At 54.1% G+C, this 19,642-nt stretch carries 6 protein-coding genes; 3 read left to right on the top strand and 3 right to left on the bottom strand.

Annotated features, from left to right (window positions below; genetic code table 11):
• Nucleotides 1–29: 29 nt before the first annotated feature.
• Nucleotides 30–3,113: a beta-galactosidase gene (locus O6D90_RS18305; RefSeq protein ID WP_016155801.1), complete on the bottom strand. Its 3,084-nt coding sequence runs from the start codon at nt 3,111–3,113 to the stop codon at nt 30–32.
• A 121-nt stretch (nt 3,114–3,234) separates the two neighbouring features.
• A complete protein-coding gene (locus tag O6D90_RS18300) occupies nt 3,235–4,317 on the bottom strand; it encodes a LacI family DNA-binding transcriptional regulator (protein WP_016155802.1) in 1,083 nt (360 codons plus the stop codon).
• 164 nt (nt 4,318–4,481) lie between these two features.
• Here O6D90_RS18300 and O6D90_RS18295 point away from each other — a divergent pair, with 164 nt between their 5' ends.
• Nucleotides 4,482–5,090, top strand: coding sequence for a class I SAM-dependent DNA methyltransferase (locus O6D90_RS18295; RefSeq protein ID WP_016155803.1), 609 nt, complete (start codon nt 4,482–4,484; stop codon nt 5,088–5,090).
• Between the two features lie 33 nt (nt 5,091–5,123).
• Here O6D90_RS18295 and O6D90_RS18290 read toward each other — a convergent pair whose 3' ends face one another.
• Nucleotides 5,124–5,723, bottom strand: coding sequence for a hypothetical protein (locus tag O6D90_RS18290; RefSeq protein ID WP_016155804.1), 600 nt, complete (start codon nt 5,721–5,723; stop codon nt 5,124–5,126).
• A 413-nt stretch (nt 5,724–6,136) separates the two neighbouring features.
• Here O6D90_RS18290 and O6D90_RS18285 point away from each other — a divergent pair, with 413 nt between their 5' ends.
• Both O6D90_RS18285 and O6D90_RS18280 read left to right on the top strand, forming a co-directional pair.
• Nucleotides 6,137–7,774 (top strand): ShlB/FhaC/HecB family hemolysin secretion/activation protein, encoded by a 1,638-nt coding sequence (locus O6D90_RS18285; protein ID WP_225836947.1) that lies wholly within the window; start codon nt 6,137–6,139, stop codon nt 7,772–7,774.
• 12 nt (nt 7,775–7,786) lie between these two features.
• On the top strand, nt 7,787–19,639 hold the full coding sequence (locus tag O6D90_RS18280; protein WP_271143181.1) for a hemagglutinin repeat-containing protein: 11,853 nt from the start codon (nt 7,787–7,789) through the stop codon (nt 19,637–19,639).
• Nucleotides 19,640–19,642 lie beyond the last annotated feature (3 nt).

Below are 19,642 nucleotides of genomic sequence, written 5' to 3'. Positions count from 1 at the left end.
CGGGCAGGGGGGAACCTGCCCGATTATTATTATTTTTGACCCCAGACCAGCTGGTAGTGGTAGCGTCCGGCACTCAGCAGGAACTCTGGTGAAACGGAAGGACTCCAGGAGTCGTCACCGCCCACGCCCATATGGAAGCCATCAATATTGACCCAGGTACCTGCCTCCGGTTGCAGCAGATGGCGGTGGCTGGTTTCCATCAGTTGCTTCTGGCTAAAGCGGCTGATGTTGAACAGGAAGTTCCCTCGCCATTGATGTTCGCCGTAGCGTAGCTCACGCGTGTTGCAGCGCAGACCGTTTTCGCCAGGGAAAACATACGGGGTGTACATCTCATCAAGCGACAAATCCCAACGATCAAAACAGGCGGCGCTCAGGCGATCCGGGTAGTTCTCATGTGGGCCGAGACCTAACCAGTTCACCCGCTCAGCGATCTGCGCCAGTTGGCAGCTCAGGCCGATGCGGGCCGGATGTGGCGTGCCGCTGGCGACGTCGACATCCACCGTTATCTGCATCTCACCATTGCCGTCAATGCGATAGCTTTTTCGGCTGACGAACAGCGTTTCGCCCTGATACTGCCACGCATGTTCGGTGGCGATCAGTACCGCATGGCTTAGCGTGTCGGCAGCACAGTGCAGTAACGTTGCTTCGACCAGATAATGACCGGCGGCTTTCCAGCGTTCGACCCAGGCGTTAGGGTCGATGCGGGTTGACTCGCTCACGCCGATGTCGTTGTCCAGCGGCGCGCGGGTGAACTGGTCAGTAAGCGGGGTTAACAGCTGAGCTGCGTCGCCAATCCAGTACTGTGTCAGCAGGCCAGACTGACGGTCGAATTGCCAGCGCTTGTCGTTGATCTCAACAGTAAAGGTGTTTTCGCTCACGTTCAGCTGTGGTGCGGTACGGGCAGTTGGCCGTGGCGCCAGGCTGAGTTTCTCTTCCAGCTTCCATTGTTGCCAGGCGCTAATGTGCCCGGCATCTGACCATGCGGTGGCCTGAGGTTGCTCTACGCGTACCGTTAGCCATAGCTGGCCGGCGGTTTCCGGCAGCGGGACATCTGGCAGTGTAATCACCTGGCGACTCTGTGGGGCGATATCCAGCACGATTTCTCCGGCGGCCAGCGGGTTGCCATCCTGGGCAATCGACCAGTGCAGAACCTCGTTATCGCTGTGGCGGAACAGATATTCGCTGGTTACTTCAATCTGGCGTTTGGGTCCCGGCAGCAGCGTAAACTGGAAAAACTGCTGCACATGTTTGGCCTCGTATAATGCCGGATGCGGGGTGCGATCGGCGAACACCAGGCCGTTCATGCAAAATTGACGATCGTTAGGCGTGTCGCCAAAATCACCACCGTAGGCAGACCATGCTTTGCCGTTCTCATCATATTTAATCAGCGACTGATCTACCCAGTCCCAGACAAACCCGCCCTGTAGGCGCGGAAATTGACGGAACGCTTGCCAGTATTTGGCGAAGCCGCCAAAACTGTTGCCCATGGCGTGGGCGTATTCGCAGAGGATCAGCGGACGCTGTTCGCCGGGCATCGACAGCCACTTTTTAATCGACCATTTGGGTACCGCGGGGAAGGGCTGATCCTGATCGACGCGGGCGTACATTGGGCAAATAATGTCGGTTGCCGTGGTATTTGCGCCGCCGCCTTCATACTGTACCGGGCGGGACGGATCTTCTGATTTTATCCAGCGGTAGAGCGCGTCATGGTTGGCGCCATGCCCGGATTCATTGCCCAGTGACCAGATGATGATGCTCGGGTGGTTGCGATCGCGTTGCACCATGCGCGTGACGCGCTGGCTCATGGCTGGCAGCCATGCGGGATCGTCGGTGAGGCGATTCATCGGCACCATGCCGTGGGTTTCAATGTTGGCTTCGTCGACCACATACAGGCCGTAGCGATCGCACAGGGTGTACCACAATGGATGGTTCGGGTAATGGGAGCAGCGCACGGCGTTAAAGTTGTTCTGCTTCATCAGCAGAATATCCTGCACCATCGTCGCCTCGTCCATCACCTGACCGTTGACCGGATGGTGCTCATGACGGTTGGTGCCGCGAATCAACAGCGGCTTACCGTTGAGTAACAGCAGGCCGTTTTCAATACGAACCTGACGAAAGCCGACATCACAGGCTTCCGCTTCAATCAGCGCTCCGTCAGCGGTACGTAACTGGACCACAGCGCGGTACAGATTAGGCGTTTCGGCACTCCACAGCGCCGGGTTTTCGACGTTCAGACGCAGGGTAACCCGATCATGATAAGCGCCGCGTTCATCAATAATTTCGCTGCCGAGCGGGGAAGTCGTTTCGTGAGTGAGCGTTTCACCGTCCCACAATTGCAGAGTGACGCGTAAATCTTCGCTCTCGTTGCCCGCCACTCTGACTTCTGTTTCCAGCGTGGCGCGGCTGAAATCGTCGTTAAAATGGGTGTTAATGCGCAGGTCGCGGATTTGCGTAGCGGGCTTATGCAGCAAAGATACATCGCGAAAGATCCCGCTCATGCGCCACATGTCCTGGTCTTCCAGATAACTGCCGTCGCTCCAGCGCAGCACCATCACTGCCAGGCGGTTTTCGCCTGGCAGCAGATAATCGCTAAGATCGAATTCAGACGGCAGGCGGCTGTCCTGACCGTAGCCAACCCAGCGACCGTTACACCACAGATGAAACGCGGAATTCACCCCGTCAAAAATAATGCGCGTCTGACCTTCATCTAACCACGCGTCTTCGATATTAAATGTGAGCGAGTAACATCCTGTCGGATTCTGCGCTGGAACGTACGGGGGGTTAACCGGGATCGGGTAGGTGACGTTGGTATAAATTGGCGCGTCGTAACCGTCCATCTGCCAGTTAGAGGGGACGTTGATAGTATCAGCCTGTGGCAGATCGCTCGTCAGCCAGCTTTCCGGCACGGCCTCAGGCGCGGAAAACCAGGCGAACTGCCACTTGCCATTCAGCGAGCGTAACTGAGTTGATCGCTGATTGGTGCGCGCATCATCCGCTGAGTGCCAGCTACAAAACGGCGGGTGCGCCTCCAGGCGGTTGAGCTGCGTGACGCCGGGATTTTCCCAGTCACGGCGGGCCAGTACAGCGGAGAGTGAATCTGTGTTCAGGTTCATAACGGTATCCTGTTTGAATTTGTTATTCGCTCACAATTTCAATCAAAATACGAATAAGCGATCCCAGCTGTAAAGGACGGGGCGCTCAATGAGTGAACTGACTCACATAATTGTTATGCGTTCACAATTTGGGTGTGAGCTGCGAAACTTGCCGCGCTAGCTGGATCAGTGAGTCGGCCAGTACCTGGGGTGAGGGGGTTTGCGTATCGGGAGGCAGTACCGTATTGCGCTTAACCAGGGTTACGGGCAGCAGTTGGTTGCCCACGCTTGAGGTCCCACGGGGAAGTTGCAGCAGTCTGTCGACGCTGGTTTCACCCAGTAACGGAAAATCCTGCCTGATGGTGGTCAGTGGTGGGATGTAGCAGGCGCTGTCTTCGGTGTCATCGTAGCCGATCACCGAGATATCAACCGCCACCCGCAGACCGAACTCGCTGATTGCCCGCATCGCGCCCAGCGCCATTTGATCGTTAGCGACCAGCATGGCGGTGGGGAGATTACCACCATTAAGCATATGCAGCGTTTGCTGAAAACCTGACATCGCGCTCCAGTCGCCTTCCAGCTCCGCGGTGGGTTGCAGCTGGTAGTGCGCCAGATATTTATGCCACCCCGCATGGCGAAGCCTTGCCGAAACCGAAGTGTGTGGCCCGCTCAGCAGGGCGATACGCTGATGCCCATGCTGCACCAGATGTTCAACGCCGAGACGTGCGCCGTCGTCATGGGAGAAAATCACGCTGTTAATTGGCGTCTGATCTGAGACATCGAGAAACAGTACCGGCACCGTACCGCAGGCGGCAGCCACGGCAATGGCGTCTTCTTCATCCAGCGGGTAGTTGATGATAAGCCCGGTTACGCGTTGAGAAAGCAGGTTGTGGACTGCGGCTTTACATGCCTCAACGCCGCTACGTTCGACCATGGCGATCACCACGCTGGCCCCGGACTGGTCGGCGCGGGATTTTATGGCGGCAACGATTTGCGAGGGGGCGTGCAGGGCAAGGTTCGCCGTCACGACGCCAATCAGCGGCGTCTGTTTGCCCGCCAGCTGCTGTGCGACACGGTTGGGGATGTAATTGAGCTCCGCCATCGCGGCCTCAACTTTCTGTCGGGTTTTTGCGGAAACGTGGCTGGCCTGATTCACGACGCGCGAGACGGTCTGGTAAGAGACTCCTGCATGGTCTGCCACATCGTATAGCGTTACCGGTTTCACGTTTATCACCCCTGTCATGACGTTATCTGCGCGCTATGATGCCACAGCGGGACGGTTTTGGGGTATTTGCGCATTGGTTCTGCGAGGCGCATTCCAGGGTTGCAAATCGTGTCCTGGAGGATTTATCGTCGTGATGCTTAACAGAATAAAAAAGTGAGGACATCGTGAGCGACTCTGCGGCAAACAACATTCTGTCCATCTACCAACATCATGCGGAGGCCTTTGCCAGCCAGCGTTCACGCGCACTGTTCGAGAAAAGCTGGCTGGATAAGTTCATTACCGTGATGGGCGGGCAAGGCAGCATTGTGGATATTGGCTGCGGCAACGGTCAGCCGATTGCTGGTTATTTTATTCAGCAAGGCTTTCCGCTTACGGGAATTGATGGTTCTGCGGCGATGCTGGCGCGGGCCCGGCACTCTTTTCCCGCACAGCGCTGGCTGGCGCAGGATATGCGCGAGCTGGGACTTAACGAGACTTTCGATGGTCTGATCGCCTGGGACAGCTTTTTCCATTTAACTCAGCAGGATCAGCAAAAGATGTTCCCGATTTTTGACCGACTCAGCCGTCCCGGCAGCGCGCTGATGTTTACCAGCGGGACGGAAAACGGTATCGCGATGGGGCAATTTGAGGGCGAACCGCTGTTTCACGCCAGCCTCGCGCCGGATGAATACCGCGCATTGCTGTCAGCGCACGGTTTTGTGGTGGTAGAGATGGTGATGGAAGATCCGCACTGCGCCGGGCATACCATCTGGCTGGCGCAAAAACGTGGCTAAACTCTCAACGTTAAGCGTTCCCTTCTCCTGATATTATTCTGCAGTGGCTGTTTTAACATTCCGGGGCTTCAGTTCAAGGATTTTATTTATTGTTTGATCCAGTTCTGAACCTTTTATTGGAGAGCATATTTCAGCATACTCTTTTACGTATTTTTGGCATGTGTTGACGACTTCTGGTTGTGGGAGGAAATATGCGGCGACTGAGACAGGGGAAAAAATTGCTGAATAGAAAGTAATGTAGAGTCCCTTCGACAAATATTCAACATCCTTGATACGCTCGGTTCCACAAGCAGAGGGGATTCTTTTTATAACAGTGTCGTATCTGTCACGAAAGTGCTCGTTAATGGTAGGGCAGGTTTCAGGGGATGAGCTGTTAAATACCGCTAGATCTATTTGCGCAGAGTAATCCTTCCCATCTGTTTTGGTGAGCTCTATTAAAACAAAAGGCATAATTGTTAAAATAAGGGAAGTGGTTGCTAAAAAATACTGATATGGGCTGTATTCGTCGGAACGAAATTTACACAAGGTATAAATCGACAAGAATAAACCCAGGGTTGCAATAAAACCATTGAGTATTGCCAGAATAAGGAAGAAAAGAACGATCGCGGAAGGTTTAATTATGCTGGTATTCATTTCTAATTATTCCATGTTTTTTAACGCTATTACTTTACGACAATTAAGTTAAGCGATAATAGTACAATTTCCAGGTATTGCGGATTCCGCTTATTTAGTGCCGGGGAGGTGTGTCTGTTAGCACGATGCGAGTGGCGTCATCGTAGCGTATTGTCCAGATCGTTAATGTGGGTAAATGGGCGATTTGCGATGGGATTAGGTCAACAGAGTAAGAATAATTTAACTTAAGAGCATAAGAAATCCTAAAATGCAATTGGAATGAAGTGAAATAGCACTTAATGTCTTTACTTTTGTTTACATTTTGTGCTTTTTTACAAGGATCGGCTGTGCTTTACAGTCAAGTTCGCTTTCGTACTTTTATGGGGGGTGGGGTGAAGTTCAGGGATGAAAGAAAGTTGGCAATATTAATTGGGATGTTAATTTTGCCGTTCACAACTGTTTCTGCGGCGCCACTCTCTCCTGCGGATCGGAATACCATTCAGCAGCAACAGCAGCAGCGACTTAATGAAAACCAGCGCCAGCGTGAAGAGCTGGAGCGTAGCGTTACGCTACCCGAAATCGTAACGCCGAAAACGCCAGCCCAGACTGAAGGGCCGTGTTTTATGATTTCGCGTATTGATATTGACGGCGCAACGAAGTTGTCCGCCGCTGCCTCGGCAAAGCTTACCGCGCCATGGGTGAATCAATGCCTGAATATTCCCCGCCTTACGGAACTGACAAATGCAATTTCCGACTGGTATATCAGTCGAGGCTACATCACCAGTCGTGCCTTTTTAACCGAACAGGATCTCTCATCCGGGGTGCTGCACATTGCGGTGCTTGAGGGTAAATTGCAGCAAATACGTCTGGAAGGCGTCCCATCGCGCACTCTGCTGATGACCTTTCCCGGAATGGAAGGAAAAATTCTCAATCTGCGTGACATTGAACAGGGGATGGAGCAGTTGAACCGGGTTCGCCAGACGCCGGTGGAAATTGAAATTTTGCCGGGCAGTCAGCAGGGGTTCTCAATAGTTAACCTCACCGCCACGCCTGAATTTCCACTCAATGGCTCAGTTAGTTTTGATAACAGTGGACAAAAGAGCACCGGAACCGGACAGCTCAGTGGTGCGCTATTTTTCAATAATATGCTCGGCCTGGCGGATAAATGGTTTATTAGCGGCGGACGCAGTAGCGATTTTTCCAGCAGCAAAGATGCGCAGAACTTTGCGGCCGGCGTGAGTATTCCTTACGGCTACGGACTGCTTGATTACAACTACAGCTGGAGTAACTACCTCAGCACGATTGATAACAATGGTTATGCCTGGCGTTCCACCGGAGATAGCGAAACCCATCGTCTGAACGGATCCTGGGTTTTGTTTCGCAATGGTGATGTCAAAACCGCTGCATCGCTGGGTTTGACGCATCGAATTAACCGTAACAAATTGAATGATATCCTGCTGGAAACCAGTAGTCGCAAGCTTTCCAGCGTTTCGCTGGGCATCAACCATACGCAAAAAATTGCTTCCGGCGTTGCGACGTTTAACCCTTCATTCACCCAGGGCGTGCCATGGTTTGGCGCAGAGGATGACAACGATAAACAGGGTGATGTGCCAAGGGCGGAATTTCGCAAATGGAGCGTCAGCGGTAGTTTCCAGCGCCCGTTGGCAGAGAAACTGTGGTGGCTAAGCAGCGTGTATTTTCAATGGTCTCCAGACCGACTCTATGGAAGTGAACGCCTGACGCTGGGCGGAGAAACCTCCGTTCGCGGTTTTAAAGAACAGTACATTTCTGGAGATAACGGCGGCTACTGGCGCAATGAAGTGAATTATTCGCTATTTACGCTGCCGGTGCTGGGACAGATTGGCGCGATAGCGGCATTCGACGGCGGCTGGCTGAAACAGGATAACGTTGATAGCTATGCCTCCGGCACGTTGTGGGGGGCTGCGCTGGGATTAACCAGTTCAGGGCGCTGGTTTTCCAGTCAGTTTACCGTAGGAACGCCAGTTAACTATCCGGACTGGCTGGCGCCGGATCATCTCAATGTGTATTACCGCGTTGCGGTGGCATTTTAAGGAATAAGGGTGATGAAAAAGGATCAGGTTCGTTTTTCCCAGCGTTTGCTAAGTGGCATGTTGAGTTTCCTGTTGGCTACCCAACCACTGCTCCCAGCGATGGCCGCCGCCATCACGCCTGAAGGCAATACGCAGATGGATAAAGCCGCCAATGGTGTTCCGGTGGTGAATATTGCCACGCCGAACCAGTCCGGGATTTCACACAATAAATATAACGACTACAACGTGGGAAAAGAGGGGCTGATCCTCAACAACGCGACCGGGCAATTTACCCAGACCCAGCTCGGCGGCATCATCCAGAATAACCCGAACCTGCAACCGGGAAAGGAAGCTTCAGGGATCATCAACGAAGTTACCGGCGCTAACCGTTCGCAGCTTCAGGGCTATACCGAAGTCGCGGGGAAAGCTGCCAACGTCATGGTTGCCAACCCCTATGGCATTACCTGTAATGGTTGTGGATTTATCAACACGCCTAACGCCACGCTGACCACCGGTAAACCCGTGTTGGATGCCAACGGCAACCTACAGTCGCTGGATGTAAGCAAGGGCAGCATTACCATAGAAGGTAAGGGGCTGGATGGTAGTCAGAGCGATGCGGTGTCGATTATTGCCCGTGCCACGGAAATTAATGCTGCGCTGCACGCCAAGGATCTGACGGTTATCGCCGGCGCGAATCGCGTGGCGGCGAATGGCCAGGTGAGCCCGCTGAATGGCGAAGGGGAAGCACCGAAAATTGCGGTAGACACCGGTGCGTTAGGCGGCATGTATGCTAATCGAATTCATCTGGTCTCCAGCGAGAAAGGGCTGGGGGTCAACCTCGGGAATCTGAATGCCCGTCAGGGTGATATCACCCTCAATGCTAACGGGAAATTAACGATCGGCAACAGTCTGGCAAATGGTGGTCTATCCGCCAGTGGCGAAGGCGTCACGTTGACCGGCAGTCATAAGACCGGAAGCGGGATGGTCATCAACAGCACCGGGGCGTTAGCGTTACAGAATGCAAATCTCTCCAGCGGCGCAGGCGTGCAGTTGGGCAGCGATGGCAAGGTGACGATCGAGGGGGGCGGGGTTGCCGCAGCTGGCGAGTTGCAGGTGGCTGCTAAACAGGATGTAGCCATTGCGGCAACCACTTTGGTTAGCCAGAAAAACACCTCACTGCGCAGTGACGGTTCGCTGAAAATCACCGACGGCAGCCTGACCAGTAAAGAAAAAATGCATGTTACGGGTACTAATGGGCTGGCGCTGACCCGTTCCACACTGGGGAGTGATACTGATGTCAGCCTTAACAGTCAAGGCGAACTGTCGGCGCAGGGGGGATTGCTCTCAGCAGGTAACGGATTAACGCTGAAGGCACAGCGCATAGCTCTGAATAACGCCAGTCGTGCCGATGCGAAGGGCGCATTAAGCCTGACCGGTAGCGACATGAACAACCAGGGACAGGTCAATGCGGGAGGCGCGTTGTCCCTTTCTGGTGGGCCCCTCGTTAATGGTGGTCAACTGGCTGCAAATGGCAGTCTTGATGTTTCTGTCAGCAGCCTTAACAACGCAGGTCTGATGCAGGGTAACAGCGTATCGGTCAACAGCGGGGCGCTGGATAATATGGGTACGCTGGCGAGCGGCGGCCAGCTTTCAGTACAAACGGTAGCGCTGAACCAGCAGGGGATCCTGAGCGCGAAAAACGATGCGGATATCCGGGCTGATGCCACGCTGAGTAATGGTGGAAAGTTGCTCTCTGATGGCACATTAACGGTGCAGGCCGCGACAGTTGAACAACATGGCGTCCTCTCTGGCAACCAGGGAGTAACGGTCAATGCTGAAAACCTCACCGCCGCGAAAGATTCGCTGATCGCCGGGCAACAGGACATACAGTTAAACGTTACGCAAAACCTTAACCTGAACGGTCAGGTTAATGCCGCTGGTGCGCTTAATGTCGGCGCAAAGCAGTTGACTACTGGCAAAGACGGTCATTTGCAGAGCGGTCTGGACCTTGCGATTACGGGCAACAACGTGACGCTGAACGGCGTACAGGCGGCAAAAGGTTCGTTGGATGTGACGGCTGACAGGCTCAGTCATGGCGGGAAATCCACTGGGGAACGCGTCGGTTTCAGCGCGCAGCAGTCAGTTGATAACCATGGAGATCTGCTGGCCGATACTCTGGCGCTCAGTGGGACAACGCTGACCCATAGCGGTAGCGCCAGCGCCGAACGTATCTCGATTATTGCATCTGATGGACTCGCCAGCAGCGGCTCTCTGATCGCCGACACGTTAACTCTCCAGAGTCAGCATGTCGTGAACAGCGGTCTGATGCAGGGCAACACCGCGCTGAACCTGTATACCGACAGACTGGAAAACCTCAGCGGCGGCTCACTCTACAGCAAAGCATCTCTAGCGCTGGATATACCGTATCTGGCTAACCATGGGTTGATTACAACCGACGGTTCATTGCACCTCAACGGTCGCCAGTTGGTTAACGGCGGAGAAATTAACGGCGTTAATCTGCAAAGTGAATATGCGACGATAAAAAACGAAGCCGCGGGACGCCTGCTGGCTGACACGTCATTATCTGTTCACGGACAGCAGACAGATAACCTCGGACTCATGGCCGCCGATACGCTCGCACTGAACAGTCAGGACGTGAATAACGACGGTAATGTGTTGTCGGTGGGTGAATTAAGTCTTAAGAATCAGACTCTCCACAACACTGGCTTGCTGCAGGGCGGTACGCTGAATCTGGAAGCAAATACGTGGCAAAATAGCGGTAATGCGTTGGGAGAAACGGGGGTAACGGCAACAGTACACGACGCGTTCACTAACCAGGGAAAAGTACTCAGTCAACAAGGTATGACCGTGCATGCCGCCAGCGTGAATAACAGCGGAATGCTGGCAGCGAAGGTGCTGGCATTACACGGCGATCTCAGCAACAGTGGGATCCTGCAGGGGAATCAGGCGCTCGCCTGGGATGGGAATCGCTTTACAAACCTTGCTGGTGGGCAGGTGACCAGCGGTGAAGATCTACAGCTCAGCGGAAAGCGTTTTGAAAATGATGGCCAACTAGAGGGCCGTACCGCGGCGATTAGACTGGATAACCTGCGCAATAGCGGCAGCGTTCAGGCACTGGACAGTCTGAAGATTAAGGCTAACGGGCGACTGGATAATCAGGGATCGCTGCGCAGTCTCAACCTGTTTGAGTTGGCTGCGGCACAGTTGTTTAACGACGAAATGATTGCTGCAAAATCCCTGAGCATTTCCGCACCGAAGCTGGTGAATAACGGCATTGTGCAGGGTAATTCGGCGCTACAACTCACCACCCGCAATATGTTCAATGGTCAGCAGGGACAACTGGTTAGCGGCGCGGGGTTGGATTTAGGGCTCGACACGCTGGAAAACCAAGGTCTGCTGCTGACAAATACCGACTTCACACTGCGCGGCAGCAAATTAATTAACGCAGGTGATATTCAGGCCGATTCCCTGAACCTGACGCTGGCGAACTCGGTTGAAAACCAGGGGAGTATGGTGGCGAAACAGGGGGCGTCGATGAATACTGCATCCCTGGATAACCGCGGTACGCTGGCGGCGAAAAGTGTCACTCTGGATGGAAAATCAATCCGTAACAGCGGTCTGGTACAGAGCAACGACAATACCTCGGTTTCTGCGAATACCTTCATCACGGATACCGCAGGTAAATGGCTGGCCGGTAATGCGCTGCTGGTGCATTCCGGTGCGATGGAAAACGCCGGCGTACTGCAAGGCGATACCCTGACATTCACTGCCGACTCGCTGAATAACAGCGGCGTGTTTAACGGTTTGCATGGCCTGGAAGGCAAGCTGTCCGGGCGACTTACCAACCCCGGACACATTCAAAGTGGCGGCGCACTGACGCTTACGGCTGATGATATCAACAGCGCCGGGCGTATTACCGGTGACAGGCTGACACTTGCAGCCTCGACGTTAAACAATACAGGCCTGTGGCAGGGGACGAATGGGCTTACGCTGGCTGGCGATGTGCTCACGACGGGCATTACGTCCCGTACGCTGAGCGGCGGCGCGTTGAGCGTCAATGCCGGCACTATCACGACGCAGGGAACGCTGCAGGGGCAGCAACTTACGCTGACCGCAGATGACTGGCTGCACAAAGGATCGCTGATAAGCCTGGGTAATCTGACGGCTGATGTAAACAACGGCCTTACTACATCAGGCGAAGTGATGAGTCATGGCGGAATGTCACTGACCGCGCAGCAGCTTGATAACAGCGGCAAGCTGCTCAGCGAAAGCGACGTAACGCTAGACGGCGTGCAGCTTAATAACAGTGGCACGGTACAGGGAAATACCCTGACCCTGCAGCAAAACCGGATCCACAATCAGGGGACGCTGACCGGTCTGCAAAGCCTGACGCTAGAGGCTCGTCAGCGTCTGATGGCGCGCATGGCGATGGCTTCACCGCAACAGGAATTGATTAACGCAGCAGGTGGTTCACTGCTGACGCAGGGGACGCTGAAACTCTCTTCTGGCGAGGTGACGAATAACGGCGTGTGGCAAGGGCAGTCTGTTTTGCTCAATGCGCAAACGCTGACAAACAACGGGGCAATACAAAGCGCCGACGCTCTGCAGCTTACGCTCGCAAATAACCTGACGTCTGCGGCGGGCAGCAAAATTACTGCCCTTGGTAACGCGACGCTACAGGCGCTTTCTCTGGCTAACGCCGGGCAATGGACGGCGAAAAATCTTACGCTGAAGGGGACAACCCTTGATAACAGTGCGGCGATTAGCGGCGTAAATGCGTTTACGCTTGCCATGAACGGCGCGGTCAGGCAGCAGAAAGCGGGCAGTATGCTGAGCGGGGGCGCGTTGGATCTGACTGCGGCGTCAGTCACCAATGAGGGCAAAATTCAGGGGGCGACGCTGGGCATGACGACCGGCGCATTGACCAACAGCGGACGACTGCAAGGGGATAATGGCGCAACGCTGTCGCTGAGCGGTGATTTGATAAACCAGGCTTCCGGGGAGATTGTCAGCCGCCAGGGGCTGACGCTTTCTACGCCAGTGCTGTCCAACTACGGTTTAATGCAGGGCGGTGGAGAGACCCATCTTAACGCCACAACTCGCGCACTCAATGACGGCAAACTGCTTTCTGGCGCGGGAATGAAGCTGACCACGCCGCAGTATTCCGGCGCCGGCTGGTTACAGGCGGCAAACCTGATTCTGAATGCAGCAACGGCCACCAATAGCGGGAACTGGCTGGCTGACAGCGCCACGCTTGCAGGGACCAGTTTTACCAACCTGGGAACGGCGCAGGCCGGTCAATTGGCGGTGAAATACACGCAACTGACAAATAACGGTACGCTGTTGGGCACCTCGCAACTGAGTGTTAATGCCAGCCAGATTAATCAGAATGCGGCAGGGAAACTGTTCAGCGGCGGCGATCTGTCCGTTGAAAGTCACGGGCTGGGTGCGTTGGGGCAGGTGGTTGCGCTGGGTAATCTGACGCTGAAACTGGTGAATGACTTTACTGTGCAAAGCGCTTTTGCCGCGGGTAAAACGCTGACCATTACCAGTGATGGCGCTATCGACAACCGTAGCGTGCTTCAGGGGCAATCGCTCAACCTGACGGCGGGCGGACAGCTCAGCAATAATGGACAAATCACCACTGGCAACGGCGCCAGTTATCTCAGCGGCGACAGCGTAGCGCTCAATACCGCCGGAACGTTACAGGGCGGCGGCGATATTACGCTGACCAGTCGCGGTAATATTTCAGTCTCTGGTTTCACCGGAACGCGTGGCTCTCTGACGCTCAATGCACCGGGTGCCATCGTCAATACGGCGCTGTTGTACGCGGCAAATAATCTGGCGCTATATGCTAACACCATTACCAACCAGCGCGGCGATATCCTCGCGGGAAACAATCTGTGGATACAGCGAGATGCGGCGGGAAATGCCAACAGCGAAGTGGTCAACACCTCCGGTAATATCGAAACCCAGAACGGTGATATCACCATCAAAACCGGGCATCTGCTGAATCAGCGGGATGGGCTGAAAACAAACCAGACACAAATAGCTGGATCAAACAGTATTCCTGGGATAGGTGATGCGACAATAAAAGTTGATATAAGCCAATTACCTTCAGGATCCTATGGTGTTAATGGTTATTCCTACACAACAGAATCAGGAGCCTGTAACGCACATGGAGCCTGTAGCTACCACCATTATTATCAGTATTACTACGCGCCGTTCAAAGATACCGCGACGCAAAAATTCATTTCCAGCCAGGTAAAAACAGAGGTTTCCAGTTCTGGCGGCGCCGGTCGTATTTCATCAGGGCGAAATCTGTCAATTGGCGCAAACGCGCTGGATAACGCAGCCAGTACTATTCTGGCAAATAATAATATCGACCTTTCAGGAAGCACATTAAATAACCAGAGCTGGCAGTCCGGGACGCTTACTGATTATCTGGTTTATACCTATACCCCAGAGAAATACTCACGTCAGAAATTTGCCGTAAATAATATAGATGTGTTACCTCCGCGTTATAATGAGGGAAGAAACAGTAAAGGTGAAACTATTGTGCTTCCTAAAGAACGCACAATATCATTTAGCCTTGAAGGGCATGACCGTGTTCAGGAAGGAGGTGAAACTTACCGTTCGGTGATTCAGGCAGGCGGCAAAGTTACAGCAAATTTTACTGACTCTATTGGTAACGAAAACACAACTTCTAACGCAGGGCGAGTTAGCAATACCATCGTTACCCCTACCCTCAACACCCTCAGCAACCAAACCATCAGTAATGGGGTGCAAAAGCAGGCGCTGGCAGGCAATGACACGGTAAGTGTCAGCTCTCCACAGTGGAACGATCGACTGCATGACGTATTGCAGAAGATTAACGGCGGCGGCGCGCTGGAAAGCAGCGGCGTATCAGACGCTACGCTCAACCCTGTTTCTACCACGCAGAAAGGTAACGCCAGCCTCGGTCAACTCAATGGCCTGATTAACCCAGGCGAGAAGGGCGTGAATGCCGCTGGGATAAATCAGGGCAAAACGGTGGATACCAGCGCTTATCCGTTGCCTTCCGGAAAGAACGGGTATTTCGTCGTCTCCGACGATCCGAAAAGCCCGTATCTGATCAACGTTAACCCGAAACTGAATGGTCTTGGTCAGCTCGATCCCAGCCTGTTTGGTGATTTGAATGCAATGCTGGGTATCAAACCTGGCGAAGCGCCGCGTGAAACCAATATTGCGTATACCGATCAAAACCAGTTCCTGGGATCGGCCTATATGCTCGATCGTCTCAAACTGAACCCTGAATATGACTACCGTTTCCTCGGTGATGCGGCGTTCGATACCCGCTATGTTAGTAACGCCATGCTGAATAAGACGGGAAGTCGATACATCAACGGCATTGGTTCTGACCTTGACCAGATGCGTTATCTGATGGATAGCGCTGCAAGCACTCAGCAGTCGCTGGGACTGAAATTTGGGGTGGCGCTGACGGCAGATCAGATAGCGTCCCTTGAGCACAGCATGCTGTGGTGGGAAGCCGCCACCGTCAACGGTGAGACGGTAATGATACCGAAGCTGTATCTCTCGCCGAAAGATATCACCGTGAACAACGGTAGCGTCATTGCCGGGAATAATGTTCAGCTTACCAGCGGGAATATCACCAACTCCGGCAGTACGCTGTTGGCGAGAAACGACCTCACTCTCGACAGCCAAAACAGTATTAACAACCTTAACAATGGTCTGATGCAGGCCGGGGGCAACCTCGACCTGAGCGCGATTGGTGATATCAATAACGTCAGCTCCGCCATCAGCGGAAAAACGGTGGCGCTGGAAAGCCTGGGCGGCAACATCAATAATCTGACGCTGGCAGAACAGATTGATGTGAGTGCCAGGGACAAATACCGCAATGTGAGCTTTAAAGATACTCTGCTGGGGGCTACGGCATCGATAACCGCGCAGGACGGATTGTCGCTCTCGGCAGGCAAAGATATCACTGTTACTGGCGCGAATCTCTCTGCAGGTGGCTCATTGCTGATGGATGCGTGGGGGGATATTGCGGTAAATGCCAACCAGATTAACGATGCCCGGAGTCGCTCCGGACGCTGGATAACTGAGACTGGTCGGTCGTCAGTAGACTGGCAGGGTAGCGCCATCAGCGCGGGCGGTAACCTCGGTATCAATGCCGGGAATAACCTCAATATCACCGCCAGCGATGTTAAAGCGGGAGGGAATGCTCAGCTAACAGCGGGTAACGATCTCAATCTGAATGCAGCTACCACTCAGCAAAGTAGCCGTAACGGGGGCAGTGAATCGCACAGCACCGGGCTTTCCCGTACTACCGTTTCAGCGGGTGACAATCTGGTGTTGAAAGCGGGTCAGGATATTAATTCCCATGCGGCTGGGCTGGCTGCGGAGGATGATGTCGGTCTGCTGGCCGGGCGAGATGTCAACCTGCTGGCTGAAGCAACGACCGACGGCGACAGCTATCGTGCGAAGAAGAAAACCGTAGTCAATGACGCCGTACGCCAGCAGGGAACGGAAATTGCCAGCGGCGGCGACGCCGTCATTATTGCCGGGCGTGATGTAAACGCACAGGCAGCAGATGTTACGGCACAGGCCGATATCGGCGTAACGGCAGGCCGGGATGTGAATCTCACGACCGCCACAGAGAGCGATTATCACTACCAGGAAACCACGAAAACCAAAAAAGGATTCCTCAGTAAAAAGACTACCCATACGATTGAAGAAGACAGCGCTACGCGGGAAAAAGGCGCGCTGCTGAGTGGGAACAATGTGACTGTCACCGCCGGGAATAACATTTTGGTACAGGGCTCAGCCGTTGCCGGTGACGGCAATGTGGCGCTGGGGGCTGGCAACAATGTGGATATTGTTGCCGCCACCAATACCGATACCTCATGGCGCTTTAAAGAGACTAAAAAGAGCGGCCTGATGGGGTCAGGCGGGATAGGCTTCACCATCGGTAGCAGCAAAACCACGCACGATCTGCGCGAAAAAGGCACCACCCAAAGCGAGAGCTTCAGTACTGTCGGCTCAACGGCGGGCAACGTCAGTATCACCTCAGGCCAGCAGGCACATATCGGCGGCGCGGATATCATCGCCCAGAAAGATATTGCTGTTCGCGGCGACAGCGTACTTATTGAACCGGGTCATGACAAACGCACACGTGATGAGAAGTTTGAGCAGAAAACCAGCGGACTGACGGTGGCGCTGTCGGGGACTGCGGGCAGTGCGGTGAACAGCGCGGTTTCAGCAGCACAGGGAGCAAAACAAAGCAGCGATTCCCGACTGGCGGCACTGCAGGGTACGCAGGCAGTTCTCTCCGGAGTACAGGCCGGGCAGGCTGTGGCTCTGGATCAGGCGAAAGGGACCGCTAAAGACAATACCAATACGATAGGTGTCAGTGCTTCTCTGGGCTCACAGTCCTCAAAATCGACCTCCCACAGTGAGCAGGATTCAACGACGGGAAGTACTCTGAACGCAGGCAACAGCGTCAATATCACGTCCACAGGAAGCGATATTACTATTGCAGGCAGTGAAGTGAAGGCCGGTAAGGATGTGGTGCTGGATGCCACACGTGACGTGAATCTTATCGCTTCGCAGGATACGCAACTGACGACCGGTAAAAACAGCAGCAGCGGTGGCAGTATTGGCCTGGGTATCGGTGTGGGTTCCGGTGGCGCGGGGATCAGCGTCTCGGCGAACGCCAACAGCAGTAAAGGGCGTGAGAAAGGCAACGGCACCTGGCAGAATGAAACCACGGTGGATGCGGGTAATCAGGTCACGATAAACAGCGGGCGGGACACTACGCTTGCTGGTGCGCAGGTCAACGGCAATCAAGTGACGGCAGATGTAGGCCGCGATCTGACGATTACCAGTACGCAGGACAGCGACCACTACGATAGCAAACAGAACAGCGTGAGCGGAGGAGTGGGATATACCTTCGGCGCGGGGACGGCTTCTGCGAGTATCAATGCCAGCCGCGACAGGATGAAGAGCGACTATGATTCGGTGCAGGAGCAGAGCGGGATATTCGCGGGAGACGGTGGCTTTGATATCACCGTGGGCAAGCACACCCAACTGGATGGCGCGGTCATTGCTTCTACCGGTTCAGCGGATAAAAACAGTCTGGATACGGGCACGCTGGGCTTTGGCGATATCCACAATCAGGCAGATTACAAAGTGGATCACCAGGGGGGAGGGATCAGTACGGGAGGCAGTATTGGTCAACAGTTCGCGGGTAATCTGGCGAACGCCCTGATTGCCGGAGGTGGCAGCAGCGGGCATGCGGAAGGAACAACGCAGGCGGCGGTGAGTGAGGGGACGTTAACTGTTCGCGACACGGAAAACCAGAAGCAGGATGTCGCCGGTCTGAGCCGGGATGCGGAGCATGCAAACGGCAGCATCAGTCCTATTTTTGACAAGGAAAAAGAGCAGAGGCGTCTGCAAGAAGTGCAACTGATAGCCCAGATAGGTAACCAGGCGGCGGATATCGCGCGGACGCAAGGTGAGATAAATGGCCTGAACGCGGGTAAAAAAGCACTGGCAAAGGAAGGCATTCCTGAGCCGGATGTGAACGCCAGTGATGAAGAAAAAGCAAGATACCAGACGCAACTACGGAACTCAGCGGCATATAAAACCGAGCAGACGAAATACGGTACGGGCAGTGACGTGCAGCGGGGTATTCAGGCTGCAGTAGGCGCTCTGCAGGGGCTGGCTGGCGGTAATATTGGCGCGGCGCTGGCGGGGGCATCGGCACCGGAGCTTGCCAATATCATAGGCCATAAGGCGGGCCTCAGCGAGGATGATATCGCGGCTAAAGCCATCGCGCATGCGATACTGGGTGGTGCTGCGGCGGCTATGCAGGGGAACAATGTAGCAGCCGGAGCGGCTGGCGCAGCGGCAGGAGAGCTTGCTGCAAATGCGATACTGAAAACGATGTATCCGGGCAAGCACGTCAGTGAGCTGGATGAAAGTGACAGGCAGTTAGTCAGCAATCTTGCGACTATTGCATCCGGGCTGGCAGGTAATCTGGCCGGGGGGGATTCGAAAAGCACGACAACAGGGGCGCAGTCTGGTAAAAATTCAGTTGAGAATAACTACCTTAGCAGTAAGCAGATAGATGCCTGGTCCGCTGAAATGAAGTCCTGTCAGGCGGAAGGCGGTGACTGCGGCGGTATTATCAAAAAGTACGAAGAGTTGAGTACGGCACAGCAGAAGCAACTGATCAGTGACTGTGCAGCCAGCCCGGCAACCTGCCAGCAGAAATACGGTGATGTACTGACTGACAGTCTGGCGGTGAAGCAGGCAATAGATCGTGCTCTGGGTGAAGATATCCCGATCAAGATGGTCTACGATCTGACGGCGACTTTTGCGCAGCAAATGCAGTCCGAAGGGGTTGTCGCGACCAACAAAGTCTCGGAAGCACTCCAGAAAGAATACGGTCTGGATGAAGTTCAGGCGGGAATAGTCGCGAGCGCTGCGGCGTCAGCATTTGGGGGAATTAGTAAGGCTAAAGGGAATTCCCAGCCTAAAATTGAACAAATCCTCAAGCCAGAGAAAAACTGGGAAACTGCTCGAAACAAGGCACTGGATCTTGTAGGTAATTTAGGAGCGGACTCTAAGCCAGTTATCGGACGTTTGGAAGTCAGCGCTGGTAATGGGAAAGTCATAGGGCGGCAATCCAGCGACGGAAAGGTTGGTTGGCGTGTTGATTATGATCCTGAAAAAGGCACACACATCAATATATGGGATTACTCACAAGGTAAAGGCCCTGGAAAAGCGATGAAGCAAGTCATACCTTTTGAAGGCAATGAAAAGTCTTTTGAAACAATATTGAAACAGCTAAACAGGTAGAGC

It is taken from the genome of Citrobacter sp. 21OH12SH02A-Citro (genome assembly GCF_027919895.1).
GTDB classification, from domain to species: domain Bacteria; phylum Pseudomonadota; class Gammaproteobacteria; order Enterobacterales; family Enterobacteriaceae; genus Citrobacter; species Citrobacter braakii.
The sequence above is the reverse complement of the archived record's forward strand: the minus strand, read 5'-3'. Positions and strand labels throughout refer to the sequence as shown.